The sequence below is a fragment of the Novosphingobium sp. PhB57 genome (assembly GCF_004342985.1).
GTDB lineage: Bacteria > Pseudomonadota > Alphaproteobacteria > Sphingomonadales > Sphingomonadaceae > Novosphingobium.
In genome coordinates this window covers 108,565-124,162 of sequence record NZ_SMBO01000006.1, presented here as the reverse complement: position 1 = coordinate 124,162, position 15,598 = coordinate 108,565, and the positions used below count along the sequence as shown (strand labels likewise).

The 15,598-nt window shown below is 68.4% G+C and carries 14 protein-coding genes; 6 read left to right on the top strand and 8 right to left on the bottom strand.

Annotated elements, in window-relative coordinates; translation table 11 throughout:
• Positions 1 to 12: 12 nt before the first annotated feature.
• Genes EDF58_RS18115 through EDF58_RS18105 form a run of 3 tightly spaced genes read left to right on the top strand, consistent with a single transcriptional unit; the run spans position 13 to position 4,801 of the window.
• The gene (locus EDF58_RS18115; protein WP_132268117.1) at positions 13 to 783 is read left to right on the top strand and encodes a thioredoxin domain-containing protein; all 771 of its coding nucleotides are present in this window, start codon (positions 13 to 15) and stop codon (positions 781 to 783) included.
• A 33-nt stretch (positions 784 to 816) separates the two neighbouring features.
• The gene (gene smc / locus EDF58_RS18110; protein ID WP_132268115.1) at positions 817 to 4,254 is read left to right on the top strand and encodes a chromosome segregation protein SMC; all 3,438 of its coding nucleotides are present in this window, start codon (positions 817 to 819) and stop codon (positions 4,252 to 4,254) included.
• Between the two features lie 13 nt (positions 4,255 to 4,267).
• A complete protein-coding gene (locus tag EDF58_RS18105; protein WP_132268114.1) occupies positions 4,268 to 4,801 on the top strand; it encodes a hypothetical protein in 534 nt (177 codons plus the stop codon).
• On the opposite strand, the gene soxR is transcribed toward EDF58_RS18105, so the two are convergent.
• Complete coding sequence (gene soxR / locus EDF58_RS18100) at positions 4,794 to 5,249, bottom strand: redox-sensitive transcriptional activator SoxR (protein ID WP_132268112.1); 456 nt, start codon at positions 5,247 to 5,249, stop codon at positions 4,794 to 4,796. The two genes, EDF58_RS18105 and soxR, sit on opposite strands and share 8 nt — an antisense overlap.
• Before the next feature lie 101 nt (positions 5,250 to 5,350).
• Between soxR and EDF58_RS18095 the strand changes: the two genes are divergently transcribed.
• A complete protein-coding gene (locus EDF58_RS18095; protein WP_132268111.1) occupies positions 5,351 to 5,722 on the top strand; it encodes a VOC family protein in 372 nt (123 codons plus the stop codon).
• Here the strand turns inward: EDF58_RS18095 and EDF58_RS18090 are convergent.
• Positions 5,709 to 6,329 (bottom strand): SOS response-associated peptidase family protein, encoded by a 621-nt coding sequence (locus EDF58_RS18090; RefSeq protein WP_132268109.1) that lies wholly within the window; start codon positions 6,327 to 6,329, stop codon positions 5,709 to 5,711. The genes EDF58_RS18095 and EDF58_RS18090 overlap by 14 nt on opposite strands.
• 15 nt (positions 6,330 to 6,344) lie before the next feature.
• Complete coding sequence (ubiA, locus tag EDF58_RS18085; RefSeq protein WP_132268107.1) at positions 6,345 to 7,259, bottom strand: 4-hydroxybenzoate octaprenyltransferase; 915 nt, start codon at positions 7,257 to 7,259, stop codon at positions 6,345 to 6,347.
• 141 nt (positions 7,260 to 7,400) lie between these two features.
• Between ubiA and EDF58_RS18080 the strand changes: the two genes are divergently transcribed.
• Together EDF58_RS18080 and EDF58_RS18075 are read left to right on the top strand one after the other, a co-directional pair.
• The gene (locus EDF58_RS18080) at positions 7,401 to 8,153 is read left to right on the top strand and encodes a 16S rRNA (uracil(1498)-N(3))-methyltransferase (protein WP_132268106.1); all 753 of its coding nucleotides are present in this window, start codon (positions 7,401 to 7,403) and stop codon (positions 8,151 to 8,153) included.
• A 102-nt stretch (positions 8,154 to 8,255) separates the two neighbouring features.
• On the top strand, positions 8,256 to 9,629 hold the full coding sequence (locus tag EDF58_RS18075) for a glutamate--cysteine ligase (RefSeq protein ID WP_132268104.1): 1,374 nt from the start codon (positions 8,256 to 8,258) through the stop codon (positions 9,627 to 9,629).
• A 116-nt stretch (positions 9,630 to 9,745) separates the two neighbouring features.
• Here the strand turns inward: EDF58_RS18075 and EDF58_RS18070 are convergent, their stop codons facing one another.
• From EDF58_RS18070 to EDF58_RS18050, 5 genes are all read right to left on the bottom strand, one after another.
• Positions 9,746 to 11,098 carry a DUF1295 domain-containing protein gene (locus tag EDF58_RS18070; protein WP_132268102.1) on the bottom strand — a complete coding sequence of 451 codons (1,353 nt, stop codon included), beginning with the start codon at positions 11,096 to 11,098 and terminating at the stop codon, positions 9,746 to 9,748.
• A 90-nt stretch (positions 11,099 to 11,188) separates the two neighbouring features.
• The gene (locus tag EDF58_RS18065) at positions 11,189 to 12,553 is read right to left on the bottom strand and encodes a PQQ-like beta-propeller repeat protein (protein ID WP_243654357.1); all 1,365 of its coding nucleotides are present in this window, start codon (positions 12,551 to 12,553) and stop codon (positions 11,189 to 11,191) included.
• 2 nt (positions 12,554 to 12,555) lie between these two features.
• Positions 12,556 to 13,359 carry a tetratricopeptide repeat protein gene (locus EDF58_RS18060; RefSeq protein ID WP_132268100.1) on the bottom strand — a complete coding sequence of 268 codons (804 nt, stop codon included), beginning with the start codon at positions 13,357 to 13,359 and terminating at the stop codon, positions 12,556 to 12,558.
• Positions 13,360 to 13,485: 126 nt separating this feature from the next.
• Positions 13,486 to 14,613 (bottom strand): glycosyltransferase family 4 protein, encoded by a 1,128-nt coding sequence (locus EDF58_RS18055; protein ID WP_243654356.1) that lies wholly within the window; start codon positions 14,611 to 14,613, stop codon positions 13,486 to 13,488.
• A 20-nt stretch (positions 14,614 to 14,633) separates the two neighbouring features.
• Positions 14,634 to 15,533, bottom strand: a complete 900-nt coding sequence (locus tag EDF58_RS18050; protein WP_132268098.1) for an alpha/beta hydrolase — start codon at positions 15,531 to 15,533, stop codon at positions 14,634 to 14,636.
• Positions 15,534 to 15,598 lie beyond the last annotated feature (65 nt).

Genomic DNA, 15,598 nt, shown 5'->3' with positions numbered 1-15,598 from the left:
GGATTCGCCGACATGATCCGCAAGACCGCCCTGCGCACCATCGCCCTTGGAATGATCGCCGCGCCGCTCGCGCTCGGCCTTGCCGCCTGCGGCAAGAAGGACGCCGGCACGCCGGGCGAAGCGCCCAAGTCGGCGCAGGCCCTGCCCACGGTCGCCGCCCCCGCCGGCAAGGCCTGGGCCGAAAACGTCGTGAAGACCGCAGAGGGCGGCTATCGCATCGGCAATCCCGACGCCCCGATCAAGCTGGTGGAATATGGCGCGCTGTCGTGCTCGCACTGCGCCGAATTCGCGCATGAAAGCTACGACAAGCTGCGCGAGGATTACGTCGCCAGCGGCCGCGTCAGCTACGAACTGCGCTACTTCATGCTCAACGCCTTCGACATCCCGGCATCGCTGCTCGCCACTTGCGGCGCGACCGAGGCGGTCCTGCCGCTCAGCGAGCAGTTCTGGGCCTGGCAGCCCAACATGTTCCAGAACCTTCAGTCGGCCGGCGACGCCCGCATGAAGGAAATCCAGAACCTGCCGAAGGACCAGCAGATGGCGGCCATCGCCGAAGTCGGCGGCATGACCGAATTCTTCGCCTCGCGCGGGATTTCGCGCGACCAGGGCAAGGTCTGCCTGGCCGATGCCGCCAAGGCCAAGGCCTTCGCCGACCAGACCCAGAAGGCGACGACCGAATTCAACGTCAACGGCACGCCCACCTTCATCATCAACGGCAGCAATGTCGGTTCGATGGGCTGGAAGGAACTGGAAGCCAAGCTGCAGGAGGCCGGCGCGCGCTGATGCGCCCGCCCGTCTGAATCGAACGATACGAAGATGCGCATAAAACGGCTCAAGCTCAGCGGTTTCAAGAGTTTCGTAGAGCCGGCGGAATTGCGCATCGAGCCAGGGCTGACCGGCGTGGTCGGCCCTAACGGCTGCGGCAAGTCCAACCTGCTCGAAGCGATCCGCTGGGTCATGGGCGAAAGCTCGGCCAAGTCGATGCGCGGCGGCGGCATGGAGGACGTGATCTTCGCGGGCACGGCCACGCGCCCGCCCCGCGCCTTCGCCGAAGTGGTGCTCCAGGCCGATGCCGCGCCTGACGGAAACGGGGTGCGCGAGGAACTCGAAGTGGTCCGCCGCATCGAGCGCGGCGCCGGCAGCGCCTACCGCATCAATGGCCGCGACGTGCGCGCCAAGGACGTCTCGCTGGTCTTTGCCGATGCCGCCACCGGCGCGCATAGCCCCGCGCTCGTCAGCCAGGGCCGCATCGCCGCCGTCATCGCCGCCAAGCCGGCCGAACGCCGCGCCATGCTGGAAGAAGCGGCCGGCATTGCCGGGCTTCACGTCCGCCGCAAGGACGCCGAGCAGAAACTGCGCGCCACCGAAGCCAATCTCTCGCGCCTCGAAGACCTCATGGCCGGGCTCGACAAGCAGGTCGCCGGCCTGCGCCGCCAGGCCAAGGCGGCCGAGCGCTATACCGCCCTGTCGGACCAGATCAGGCTGGCCGAAGCGCGGCTGGTCTTCGCCCGCTGGCGCGACGCGGCAGAGGCCGCCGATGCCGCCCGCAAGGAAGCGCAAGGCGCCGAAGCAGGCGTGAGCACCGCGCAGGACGCGGCGAAACAGGCGCAGGACGCGCAGGCCAAGGCGGCCGAGGCCCTCGTGGAAGCCCGCGACGAACTGGCCGACCGCCGTGACGATGCCAGCGCGCAGGGTCACCGCATGGCGACGCTCACCAGCCAGCTCGAAGCCGCCGAACAGCGGCTCAAGGATCTCGACCGCCAGAAGACGCGCCTCGACGAGGACCGCGGCGATGCCGACCGCATGACCCGCGACGCGGCCGAGGCCCTCGCCCGTCTGGAGCGCGATCTGGCCGAAGGCGCAAAGCAGCTGGAGCAGGACGAAGCCCAGCGTCCGCGCCTGGCCAATGCCCTCGAAGGCGCGGAACGCTCGGCTCGCGCCGCCGAACTCGACCTGGCGCAGGCCACTGCCGCGCAGGCCGGGGTCGAGGCCGAATGGCGCATTGCCGAAGCCGAACTCTCGCAGGCCCGCGCCCGTCTGGGCCGGCTGGCCGCCGAAGAAGCCCGCCTCGCAGCCCAGGTCGAAGCGCTGGCCGCTGCCGGGGATCTCGAAGCGGCGGTTACCGAAGCCAAGGCCAGGGCCGAAGCCGGTACGGCCGCTCTGGCCGCCGCCCGCGCCGGGCTGGAGGCGCAGCAGGCCCGCAAGACCGAACTCCAGGCCGAGCGCGACGCCGCGGCCTCGGCCCTCGCCGCCGCCCGCGCCGACCTTACCGGCGTCGAGCGCGAGCACACTGCCCTCACCCGCGACCGCGAGGCCCGCGCCAAAGGCGCCAAGGCCGCGCATGGCCTGCCCGTCGCGATCGACGCCGTGCGGGCCGCTCCGGGATACGAACGCGCCGTCGCTGCCGTGCTCGGCCGCGATGCCAAGGCCCCCCTGGGCGAAGTCGCCAGGGCCGACGGCCGGTTCTGGACCGGCTCCCAGGCCCCTGCTCCGGTAGCCGACAGCCTGGCCGCCCATGTCACCCAATGTCCGCCGGAACTCGCGGCCCGCCTGGCGCTCGTCCATGTGGTCGAGGAAGACGATGCCCGGCCGCTCGGCAAAGGCGAATGGCTGGTCACGCGCACCGGCGCGCTGCGCCGCTGGGACGGCTTCGTCGCGCGCGGCGAAGGCGCCGCCGAAGCCGCTCGGCTTGAGGCCGAGAACCGCTTCGCCCAGCTCGATGCCCAGCTTCCACCGCTGCGCGCGGCCGTCTCCGCCGCCGAAGCAAGCCAGAACGCGGTGCAGCAGGAACTCTCCGCCCATGCCGCCGCCGTGGTCGCCGCCGAGCGGACCATTGCCGATGCCGCCAATGCCGAACGCGCCGCCCTGCGCGCGGTGGACCAGGCCGAGGATGCCCGCATCCGCCACGAAACGCGCCGCGCCGAAATAGGCCGCGCCCAGGCCGATCTGGCCGAGCAGCGCCAGGTCGCGGAACGGGACATCGCCGGCGCCGAAGGCAAACGGTCCGTCCTGCCCGATCCGGAAAAGGGCCGGGCCGGGCTCGTCGTCGCGCGCGAAAAGAACGAGGCCACGCGCGCCACGCTTCAGATTTCCACCGCCACGCTCGCCTCGCACGACCAGGCTCTGGCCGTCGCGCGCGAGCGTACCGCCTCGCAGCGCGGCGACATCCGCAATTGGCAATCGCGCGCCGGCGATGCCGCCAACCGCCTTGCCCAGATGGCCGGCCGGCTCGATGAAATCGAGACAGAGCGCGCCGTCGTCGCCGCCAAGCCCGCGTCGCTCATGGCCCAGATCGAACAGGGCGAGACGGTGCGCAACCGCATTGCCGAGGAACTGGGCAAGGCCGAAGCCGCCGTTGCCTTCGTCACCGATGCCGCGCGCAAGGCCGACGCCGCGCTCGCCGCCGCGCAGGAAGCGCTGGCCAGTGCCCGCGAGAACCGCGCCGGTGCCGCCGCCCGCGCCGAGAACGAGGATGCCCGCCGCGTCGAGATGACCCGCGTCTCGGGCGAACGCTTCCAGTGCCCGCCGCCGGTCCTGCCCAAACGCTTCGCTTTCGCCCCGGGCGACGTGCGCGAGGCGCAGGACGAAGTGGTCGCCATGGAGCGGCTCGTCTCCGAGCGCGAACGGATCGGGCCGGTCAACCTCGTCGCCGCAACCGAACTCGCCGAGGCCGAAGCCCAGCTCGGCACCAGCATCAACGAAAAGGCCGAACTGGCCGAAGCCGTCAACCGCCTGCGCGGCTCGATCGGCAACCTCAACCGCGAGGGCCGCGAACGCCTGCGCGCCGCCTTCGAGGCCGTCGACGGCCATTTCCGCCGCCTTTTCACGCGCCTGTTCCAGGGCGGGCAGGCCCATCTCGCGCTCGTCGATTCGGACGATCCGCTGGAGGCCGGGCTGGAAATCTTCGCCCAGCCACCGGGCAAGCGCCTCCAGTCGCTCACCCTGCTTTCGGGCGGCGAGCAGGCCCTCACCGCCGTCGCCCTGATCTTCGCGCTGTTCCTGACCAATCCCGCGCCGATCTGCGTGCTGGACGAAGTCGACGCGCCGCTCGACGATGCCAATATCGAGCGTTTCTGCGATCTTCTCGAAGCGATGACGCAGGAAACCGACACGCGCTACCTGATCGTCACGCACAATGCCGTGACGATGAGCCGCATGCACCGCCTGTTCGGCGTGACCATGGTGGAAAAGGGCATCTCCCGCCTCGTCAGCGTCGATCTGGTCGGCGCCGAGGAACTGCTGGCGGCGGAATAGCCCGGCTGCGCCCATGCCCCTGATTGACAGTTACCTGCCGCTTTATCAGTTCTCGGAAACCCATTCCTGCCGGATCGCGGCCGATGCGGCGCCGATCCTGGACGCGGCAGGGCGCTACAAGCCCGAGGACGGTCTTTTCTTTCGCGCCATGATCGGCTTGCGCGAAATGCCGGCTCGCCTGCTTGGGCGGCGTGGCAGCAAGCCGTTCGGGATGCAGAACTTCACGCTGCTGGAGCGGACCGACCGGGCCTTGGTCTACGGTCTCGCCGGGCAATTCTGGCGCCCCGATTATGGGCTTCGCCCGATCACGGACGGCTCCGCCTTTCGGGACTTCCAGGAGCCAGGCGTTCCGCGCCTCGCCCTGAGCTTCGAAGTCGCATCCCAGCCGGGCGGCGCACACCGCCTCACCACCGAGACCCGCGTGTTCTGCCCCGACGCGGTCTCGCGCCGAAAGTTTCGCTTCTACTGGTTGCTGATCCGGCCGGTGAGCGGCCTCATTCGCAGCCGCATCCTCGCTTCCATCCGCAAGACCGCAGAGACTACTTGAGCACGAAGCGCGGCCCCGGTCCCAGCGCGGCGGCCTCGTCTTCGCGGTTGTAGAGGCGGCATTTCGCCAGGCTGAGACAGCCGCAGCCGATGCACTCGTCCAGCTTGCGCCGTGTCAGTTCCAGCAGGGCGATCCTGGCGTCGATCGCCTGCCGCATCGACAGACTGATCGTTTCCCAGTCCGCCAGGGTGGGCGTGCGGCCTTGCGGCAGGGCCGAAAGTTCGCGCTCGATCTCGGCAAGGGCCAGTCCCAGCTTCTGGGCGATCAGTACGAAGCTGACCCGCCGGATATCGGAGCGCAGGAAGCGGCGCTGGTTTCCCGCGGTCCGCAGCGAGGTCAGCAGGCCCCGCTCCTCGTAGAAACGAATGGCCGAAACCGCGACGCCCGTGCGCCGCGCCAGATAGCCGATGGTGATGAATCGGTCCTCGACCCTCCCGTCCTTCTGCAAATCACGCCGTCCTTCTGCAAAAAGCGCTTGATCTCAAGTTAACTTGAGGATGCATCAAAGCCAAGCCGGCAAGTTGCCCGGCGACGCACAGGAGATGCCAGATGGCCCAGGGCCGCCTCGAACACGCCAATATCACCGTCAGCGACATCGATCGCAGCTCCGCCCTGCTCCAGAACCTGCTGGGCTGGCACGAACGCTGGCGCGGGCCCGCGCTGAACGGCGGGGAGACGATCCATGTCGGCGGGGATTTCAGCTACATCGCCGTCTATACCGACCGGAAGCAGCACGATCGCTTTCCCAAGGGCAGTCCGCTCAACCATGTCGGACTGGTGGTGAGCGATCTGGACGCTGCGGAAAGGGCCGTGGTGGCGGCCGGGCTGGAGCCGTTCAACCATGCCGACTACGAACCGGGCCGGCGGTTCTATTTCTTCGATTGGGACGGAATCGAATTCGAACTGGTCAGCTACGACTGACCGCGATCCGGCCCGCGTTCCAGGGCGCATCGGTGCGGTCGATCACCAGCCGATGCGTGTCGGGGCGGCACAATCCAAGCGCTGCATCCGCGTCGCCCCCGGCCCATAGCGCCCAGTCTTCACGGGCGAGGATGAGCGGCACCCGTCCGTGGTTGGCCACGATGGGTTCGGGTCGGTCGACCATGACCACGGCGAAGGCCTTGCCCCATTCCACCGTCGGCCGCCAGATTCCCGCGACGGCGAAGGGATCTTCCTGCTCCAGCGAACACCAGGTGCGCGTCATCGCGCCTTTGTCGCCTTCCGGCTCGGCCCAGGCGCTGAAAGGCACGAGGCAGCGGCGCGTCTGGAAGCTGGAGCGCCAGAACGCGGTGCCGAGCTTGTCGCCCCGCGCCTGGTTGATCGGTTTCGGCTTGATGGCCTGCCCGCGCTTGCCGGTCTGGGCGAGCGGGAAGCCCCAGGTCATGGCCTCGATCCGATGTTCCGCAACGACCAGCCCCGGATAGCCCGGATAGACCTCCTCGCCCAGGTTCGCGGCCGGTTCCGCCGAGGCCCGGAACAGTCCTGCAATCTCGTCCGTGGCCTTGCGCATGCGGTAGAGGTTGCACATGGCCCGTCCGGTCGATCAGATGATCCCGGCGTTGCCGACGACCCAGCAGGCCAGCGCCATCACCAGGCCAAGATCGCGATTCGAACGGAACCGCGTCAGGGCGTTCTCGCCATCCTCGGTATCGAGCGTCACGATCTGGAAGCCGAGATGAAGCGCCACCGGCACGAGCGCGACCAACGCCACCCAGTCATGCCGCAGCGTCCAGAACCCCAACGCCCAGAACGCCGTCGCCAGCGCGTAGAAACCGGCCACGCCGCCGCGGACGTGGCTGCCAAGGCGCAGCGCCGAGGAGCGGATCCCGACGACGGCGTCGTCCTCGCGGTCCTGCAGGGCGTAGATCGTGTCGTAGCCGATGCACCAGAAGATCGAGCCGGCATAGAGCGCGGCCATCACCGCCAGCTGGTCGCCCCGGATCTCGACCCAGCCGACCAGCACGCCCCAGGTGAAGACCAGGCCCAGCCAGGCCTGCGGCCACCAGGTGATCCGCTTCATGAAAGGATAGGCGGCAACCAGCGCCACGCTGCCCAGCGCCACGAGCTGCGCCTGCCAGCGCAGCTGGAGCAGCACCACGAGGCCCACCGCGCAGAGCGAAAGCAGCCAGATCGCCGCTGCCTTGCGGCTGACCTGGCCGCTGGCCACGGGGCGGGAGGCCGTACGGGCCACCTTGCGGTCGAGATCGGCATCGACGATGTCGTTGAGCACGCAGCCAGCGCCGCGCATCGCGATCGAGCCGAGCAGCAGCCAGAGGATCAGGCCCCAGCGCGCTTCTCCGCCCGCCAGCAGCACGCCCCAGGCACAAGGCCAGAACAGCAGCCACCAGCCGATCGGGCGATCGAAACGGGCCAGCATGGCATAGGCGCGCGGCGTCCTCGGCAGGGCAGCGACAAGCCCGCGATGCTGCGTATCGGGGACGAGTAGAGAGTCGTTCACGCCAGGACGAGTAGCCTATCATGGCGAAACTGTCATGCCCCAAGGTTCCTGGTGCACACGTCCCGCCTGCACGCCAGTTGCATGCAGGCGGGCTTCGCGCGAAAAGGCGGCCGCAACTTTCACCGGAGATTCATCCAGATCATGGCCGCCACCCCCGCCTGGCCGCCGCGCAGCGCGCCGCGTCTTTTCGTTACCGGGCCGCTGGGCCTGGGCGGCACCCTCGTGATCGAAGGCGGGCAGGCGCACTACCTCTCCAAGGTCATGCGAGTCGCCCCGGGCGACGCCGTCATCCTCTGCGACGACGAGACCGGCGAATGGGCCTGCGCCGTGACATCCGCGGGCAAGCGGGATGTCGCACTGGAAGTGCGCGAGCAACTGCGCCCGCGCGAGGAGGTGCCCGATTTTTGGCTCTGCGCGGCCCTGCTCAAGAAGCCGAATTTCGACCTCGTCCTGGAAAAGGCGACCGAGCTGGGCGTCGCGCGCATCCAGCCGCTCGTCACCCGCCGCTGCGTGGCCGACAAGCTCAATGCCGAGCGGGCGGCGACGATCGTTACCGAAGCGGCCGAACAATGCGCGCGCACCGCGCTTCCCGATGTCGCCGAGCCGGTGAAGCTGGATGCCCTGCTCCGCGACTGGCCGGAGGGGCGAGTGCTCTATTTTGCGGACGAGACCGGGGGAGCGCCGGCAGCGGCCACCTTCGCCGCGCACGACGGGCCGGCGGCACTGCTGGTCGGGCCGGAAGGCGGTTTCGACGAAGAGGAGCGCGCCCTCATCCGCGCACATCCGATGGCGCGGGCGATTACCCTGGGTCCGCGAATCCTGCGCGGCGAGACCGCGAGCATCGGTGCGACGGCCCTGTGGATGGCGGTTTCCGGGGATTGGCGCGGCGCCTGACTTGTCCTGAAATCCGACAAAAACCTCCCGGAAAAAACGAAACAAACCGCTCGGTACAAAAAGTTCTAGCGTCCGGGCGCGGGCCGCACTACCTCCCGCCGCATGAGCACCCGTGAGGTTTCGGATCGCGAAGATCCGGTGATCGAAAGCCTGGACCAACTCGCCGCGCCGATGGCTGCGGGCGAAAAGCCGCGCGAGGCGTGGCGGATCGGTACCGAGCACGAAAAGTTCGTCTACGACACGGGCGATCACCACGCGCCGTCCTATGCCGAACCCGGCGGCATCCGCGACTTGCTGATGGCCCTGACCGAATTCGGCTGGGAGCCGATCATCGAGGGCGGCAACGTCATCGCCATGAAGGGTGACGACGGCACCGTCAGCCTGGAGCCGGCCGGCCAACTCGAACTGTCCGGCGCGCCGCTGGAAAACCTGCACCAGACTTGCGCCGAGACCGGGCGCCACCTCAGCCAGGTGAAGGCCATCGGCGACCGCATCGGCAAGGCCTTCCTCGGCCTTGGCATGTGGCCCGACAAGACCCGCGCCGAACTGCCGATCATGCCCAAGGGCCGCTACGACATCATGCTGCGGCACATGCCGCGCGTGGGCACTATGGGCCTCGACATGATGCTGCGGACCTGCACCATCCAGGTCAACCTCGACTATTCGAGCGAGGCGGACATGGTGAAGAAGTTCCGCACTTCACTGGCGCTGCAACCGCTGGCCACGGCGCTCTTCGCCAATTCTCCCTTCACCGAGGGCAAGCCCAACGGCTTCCTCTCGTACCGCAGCCACATCTGGTCGGACACCGACCCGGCACGCACCGGCATGCTGCCCTTCGTGTTCGAAGACGGCTTCGGCTACGAGCGCTATGTCGACTACATGCTCGACGTGCCGATGTATTTCGTGTTCCGCGACGGCAAGTACATCGATGCGGCCGGCCATTCCTTCCGCGACTTCCTCAAGGGCGAGCTTTCGGTGCTTCCCGGCGAGCGGCCGCGCCTGTCGGACTGGACGGACCATCTCTCCACCGCCTTCCCCGAAGTGCGCCTCAAGTCCTTCCTCGAAATGCGCGGCGCCGACGGCGGCCCGTGGAGCCGCATCTGCGCGCTGCCGGCGCTCTGGGTCGGCCTGCTCTACGACCAGGGCGCGCTCGATGCGGCCTGGGACCTGGTCAAGGACTGGGACATGGAAGGCCGCGAGGCGCTGCGCACCGCGGTACCGAAGCTGGGCCTCGACGCGCCGCTACCCGGCGGCGGGACCCTGCGCAAGATCGCCGCGGAAGTGATCGACATCTCCCGCTCGGGACTTGCGGCGCGCAATTGCCTCAACGCAGGCGGCGACAACGAGACCGGCTACCTGGAACCGCTCGCGCAGATCGTCGCCAGCGGCAAGGTTCCGGCCGAACGCCTGCTCGACCTCTACAACGGCGAATGGGGCGGCGACCTGTCGAAGGTCTACGCGGTAAAGAGCTTCTGACGGCAAACACATGACAGGCAGGGTGAGCATCGCTCCCCTGCCGTCAAGGTGGCGCCCAATGCCCAGCGGCGCCACTGGCCGCCAGCCGTGGGATCATCCCCGCGAAATACCCTCTGCTATTCCGCGGCCTGCAGCGCGCCGTTCCGCGGCCGCAACCAGGCGCCCATCCGCGCGAGCGAGCGGGTGATCGGCGCGTTCTGCGCCATCCAGGCATGGTATTCCCGGTACTTGGCGTCCTCGGCCAGAAGATGCGCTTCCTCGGTCCGCGCGCGCCAATAGTAGATGCCGCTGACGACGCCCAGCAGCACCGTATTGCGCACCATGTCGGTCAGCGCGTGGCTGGTGACGAGGAAGGGCAGCGTCGACGTCCACCAGAACAGGTTCTTCGACAGGTAGGCCGGGTGCCGCGTGAAACGGTAAGGGCCGTTCGTCAGCACACCGCGGTAAGTGAGGTTGGAGAAACGCAGCCCGAAGGCGAACGTCGCCCAGGCATAGACGGCCGTGAGCGTGACCATGAGCGCCGCCCAGAGCCAGAGCAGCGCCGTGTGTCCCGCCAGCCAGTAGGACCAGCCGCCGGTGTTGACCTCATAGCCCATCACGTCGGCCCGCCCCATCGTGCCCCAGACGAAGGGCGGATAGCACATGAGCGCGGCCACCCAGCCGGCCAGTAGGGGATTGCCGCTGCGGATATGGGCGTCGAGCGGGCGGAACGTGAAGATATAGCCCACGGTGCCGATCTGTACGTCGATCAGGAAGAGCAGCGCGATTACAGTGGAGGCCAGCGGCACCGGATCATGGGCCATGGCTGCGAAGTTCGCCTCCACCACTTGCGCGAAACCGCCGGGCAGGATCGAGATCATGAAGGCGCCGAAGAACGCCTTGATGGCCCAGGCGCGGCCGTGCTTCTTCACCGCCTCCACGTCCCAGGCCTCGCGGCCGATCAGCAGGGCACCGAAATGCCAGGCCTGGTCACGCGGCTCGATCAGCTTGCGGTCCAGCCAGAGCACGTAAGGGACCGACAGCAGGAAGACCGGCAGCGCCGCCGCGCCGATCACTTCCATGGCGAAGAGATATTGCCCGTCCCAGTACCACCGGCCGATGCAGTAGAACGCCCCGATCAGCGCCCATGTGGCCCAGAGCCCCGCAAGCTTGGTGATCGACAGCTCCGCCGATTCGGACAAAGGCCGGCGCAGGTTCCAGTCGATGCCGGTGGAGGGGCGGCGGTGCACCTTGTCGACCAGCACCGACCACAGCGCCATGGCGGAGCCGGTGACGAAGAGCGTGGCGACCGAGGCGTAAGGGCCGCTCATCGGCGCATGGGGACCGGGCAGTGCAAGGGCGTCGGCTATCACGGCCCAGTTGCGGCAGACCAGCAGCCAGACGAGAAGCGCCGCCAGTCCGGACAGGCCCACGCCGGCCGAGACGTCGCTGGCGGGCGGGCTTTTCGCGGGATTCGGGGCGCTGATCATGGCGCCCGGACTAGCGCGAATTGGTTAAGAGGTGCGAAATGCCGAACAGCCGCGTCGCCCCGGGCGCGGCCCGGAGCGACGGCGACATGATCAACGGTAAGCCGTGATACGGCCCGAATCGTCGAGAAGGTAGAGCGTCTGGTTGGCCACGACCGGGGCCAGCGAGATCGGATCGCCCAGCTCGACGAAGGGCGTGAGCTTGCCCGTGGTCGGATCCACGGTGCCGAGCTGGCCGCGGGAATTGGCCACCCACAGCTTGTTGCCGGCCAGGACCGGGCCGACCCAGAAGATCGGACCCTTGCGCTTCTTCTCGTTGTCGTAGCGCGCCAGCTGGGTCAGCCAGCGCACTTTGCCGGTGCCGCGCGCGATGGCGAGGATTTCGGCGTGGTCGTCCAGCGTGAAGACCCAGTCGCCCACCACCATCGGCGTCGAGATGCCGGCAAGGTTGAGTTCCCAGATGCGCTGGCCGGTCACCAGTTCGTAAGCGGCCATGCGACCGCCCTGGCCCAGCGCGTAGACGCGGCCCTGGTCGATGATCGGATCGGCGTCGACGTCGGTGAGGCTGCCCACTTCGGTGGAGATCGAAGTGCGGGCGAGCGCGTCGGACCACACCTGGCGGCCGTTCTCATAGCGATAGGCCACGAGTTCGCCCGAGGAATAGCCCGCGATCACGGTGCCCTGGCCGGCCGCCGGAGCGGCCACGCCGAAGACGCCGGCTTGCGAGAGCGAGGCCGATTCGTTCCACAGGACATTGCCGTCCGCCGCGTTGAGCGCGAAGATCTGGTTGTCCTGCGTCATCACGTAGACGGCATTGAAGCTGATCGTGGGCGAGCCGCGCAGCGGGCCGCCGGGCTTCTTCGTCCAGAGCTGGCTGCCGTCGGCCGCCTTGAGCGCCGCCACTTCGCCGAGGCCGGTGGTGACGTAGAGGTTGCCCGCGTCGTAGCTGACGCCGCCGCCGAAGATCGAGCTTTCGTTCTTGCCCGAAACCGAGAAGTTCTTGGTCCAGAGCGAGCTGCCGGTCTTCGCGTCGAACGCATGGACGACGCCTTCGGTGTCCATGACGAAGAGCTTGTCCTCGGCCACGACAGGCGCGGCGGCCAGGCGGGCGCGGTTGGTGGAACCGGCGATCTGGGCGGTCCACACGCGGCTGGGATTGTCGGCCAGGGCCAGGTGCCCGTAGGACTTGGCGGCATTGCCGCCCGCCTGCGACCAGGCCTCGTTCGCCTGCTGCGGCGGCAGGATCACCGAGATCGCTTCCATCGAGGGATCGACCTTGGCGCCGCTTTCGATGCGCGACAGGATCGGCACGCGTTCGCCCACGGTGGGAGTCTTCGGGCCCTTGCTGTTGGACTTGCAGCCCGACAGACCGGCGACGAGCGCCAGGGCGATCAGCGATACGACCCCCGCGCGGCCCATTTTGGAAGGCATTGCCTTCATGCGCGTCATCTCAACCATGTTCATTCTCCGGCGGCAGGCGCGGTCTGCGCGCTGGCCCCTTGGTCTCGCGCTTTGCCCAGCGGCTCTCCGCGTTCGTCCACCACATCGTCGATCGCGTCGACGCCGAGCACGGCCGCAAGCTGGCGTGCGCGGCTGCGCAGGCCGGATTCGACCTGCTCGTCCTTGGCGATGGCGGCGAACAGCGGGCCTGCCTGGTCCTGCTTGTTCATCTTGATATAGGCCATGCCGACCATCTCGCCGGCAACGCCGAACCACGGATTGCCCGGGGCAGCGTAAGGCTTGAGGCGGGCGACCACGTCTTCGGGCTTCATGGCATCGAAATTGGCGGCCACGCTGCGCACGGCGGCAAGGTCCCGCAGCGGCTGCGGTGCCTTGGCATCGGCGGCCACTTCGTCATAGAGCTTCACGGCGTCGGGCAGGCGCTTCTGCTCGGCAGCGATGCCCGCAAGCATCAGCTTGGCCGACGTCGGGCTGCCGCCCGAACCCTTGGCGATGGCCTCCAGCTTGCCCTTGGCGGCATCCAGATTGCCGGACTTCATGCTGTCGATCGCCTGGACGTAAGCCTCGGCATTGGCGTCGCGCTGCTCGTTCTGCCGGTGGTTCCAGTAGAGCCAGCCGCCGAACGCCGCGAGCGCCAGGACCACGGCCGCGATCACGGGCTTTCCGTAGCGGGTGAAGAAGCCTTCCATCTGGTCCTGCCGCAGGGCATCGTCGACCTCGCGCAGGAAAACGTCCTGCTGCGCGGCGAGTCGCTCGGCAGACTTGGGGTTGGTCGGGGTGCTGTTGGAAGGAGGCAGGGCCAAGTTTCGGGCGCTTTCTGCGGAAAAATCAGGATGGTTGCCGGGCTGTTTAGCGAATGACCACGGCTTTTCAACGGTGATGATCGCTGCACCGTTCGCGGTGAAGCCTTGCTGAATGATGTCGGCGTGTCAAATCAGGCGGTCTTGCCCCAGCGCTTCGCCATATGTGCGGCTATAGGCGGCCAGCATGGTGGCTTCATCATAGTGGCTGCGGGCATGGACGCGGTTTGCGGCGCCGAGGCGGGCCCGCAGGGCATCGTCACCCGCCAGCAGCGCAAGGGTGGCGGCCAGCGCGGCCTCGTCTCCGGGCGGCGTTATCAGGGCGCGGTTTCCCCCGGATACCATCTGCGCCACGTCCCCCACGGCGGGCGAGGCCACCGGCAGTCCCGCGGCCATTGCTTCCACCACCGAGATCGGAAACTGCTCGCTGTCGGACGAGAGCGCGAAGATATCGAAAAGACCGACCGCGTGGGACGGATCGGCGACGAAGCCCGGCATGTGCACCCGGTCAGCCGCGCCGCTGCGCGCCGCCGCCTCCGCGATCGCGCCGCGCTCGGGCCCTTCGCCCAGGATCACGAGGCGCCATGAAGGGGGCAGCCCGGCGAAGGCGCGGACCAGCCGGGGCAGATTCTTTACCGGCCTGAGGCCCGCGAGCGTGCCGACCCAGCGCTCCCCGGGTTGCTTGATCAGGCCGGGCAGCATGTCGGGCCGGGGCCGGTCGAGATAGGCGCCGCAATCGATGCCATTACCGATCAGCCGCACCCGCTCGCGCGGCTGGCGCCATGCCGTGAGCGCAATCTCCTCCAGCCGCCGCGACGGCACCACCAGCGCCGAGGCACGGCGCAGTGCGAAGCGCCGGAACCGGTTGCGCGCGGGCTTGAGGCCGCCAGCCTCGTCCTCGTTGAAGCCGTCCTCATGATGGACGAGCGGAGGCAGCGACAGCAGGCCGCCGAACAGGCCATGGGCCATCACCCCGTCCATCGCGCCCCAATTGTAAGTGAGCACGAGGTCGTAGTCTGCCATGACCTGGGCGATCCGCCAGAGCCGCCGCGGGGTGGGGCGGCCTTGAAGGGCGGGAAAGTCCTGGGGAAACGCCACCGGCACCGCCGGATCGAGCAGCGCAGCGGCGCCGTAGGCCTCAGGCTGGGCCGAGACCACGGTATGAGCGATGCCCGGCCCGAACAGGTTCATCAGCCGCACGGCGCGCAGTTCCTTGCCGCCGGCCGCGAAGCTGGAATGAAGGTGGAGAATGCGCAAGGCGGTTCCGGCCCGGCCGATCAGGCGACTTGCGCCAGCAGCCGCTCGATGGCGGCAACGGATTCGGGCTCGTCCAGAGTGGGAGCGTGGCCGACATTGTCCAGCGTCACCGCCTCGGCGCCCGGCAGGCGGCGCAGCATCTTCTCCAGCGTGGCGGCGGACAGCAGGTCGGACAACGCGCCGCGCAGCACCAGCACCGGCCGGCCGGCCAGCGCTTCCCAGGCGGGCCAGAGATCGGGCTGGTCGTCCACGTCATAGCCCAGGAAAGGCTCGGCGATCTTCATGTCGTAGTCGAAGACCACCCGCCCGGCGTTGGATACGGTCATCAGGCGCTTGGCCCGCCCGATCCAGAAGTCCAGCGGCTGGCCGGGATGGGCATCGCCCTGCGACGATTCGATCGCGCGCGCGGCGTGAACCCAGGTGGGATAGCTGCGCCCCTGCCCGACATAGTCCTTGATCCGCTCCACCCCTTCCGGCTCGAGGAACGGGCCCACGTCGTTGATGACGGCCGCGGCGATCCGGTCTGGCATCATCGTCGCCAGTCCCATGGTCATCAGCCCGCCCAGCGAGGTGCCGATGGCCACGAAGCGATCGATCTTCTCCTGCGCCAGCAGCTCCAGCAGGTCCTCGCCATACTGGACCGGATTGTAGCTGGCCGAATCGCGCGCATATTCGCTGTCTCCGCGCCCGCGCATGTCGGGGCAGATGACGCGCCAGCCCGGCGAGAGGCGCTCGGCCAGGACGTCGAAATCGCGGGCATTGCGGGTCAGTCCATGGAGGCAGACGATGGGGGGAAGCTGCGCCTGTTCCGGCCCCTCGCCATCCGGCCCCGCCCGATCAGGCAACGAGCCCGGATAATCGCGAAAGTGCAGCTTCAGTCCATCCCGGCTCGACCAGAACCGATCTTCGAATACCGTCATGCCGAAGCTGCGACCTCATCTTGCCGCCCGGCTTGATCGACGGGCATCGGATCGCCACTATCGCC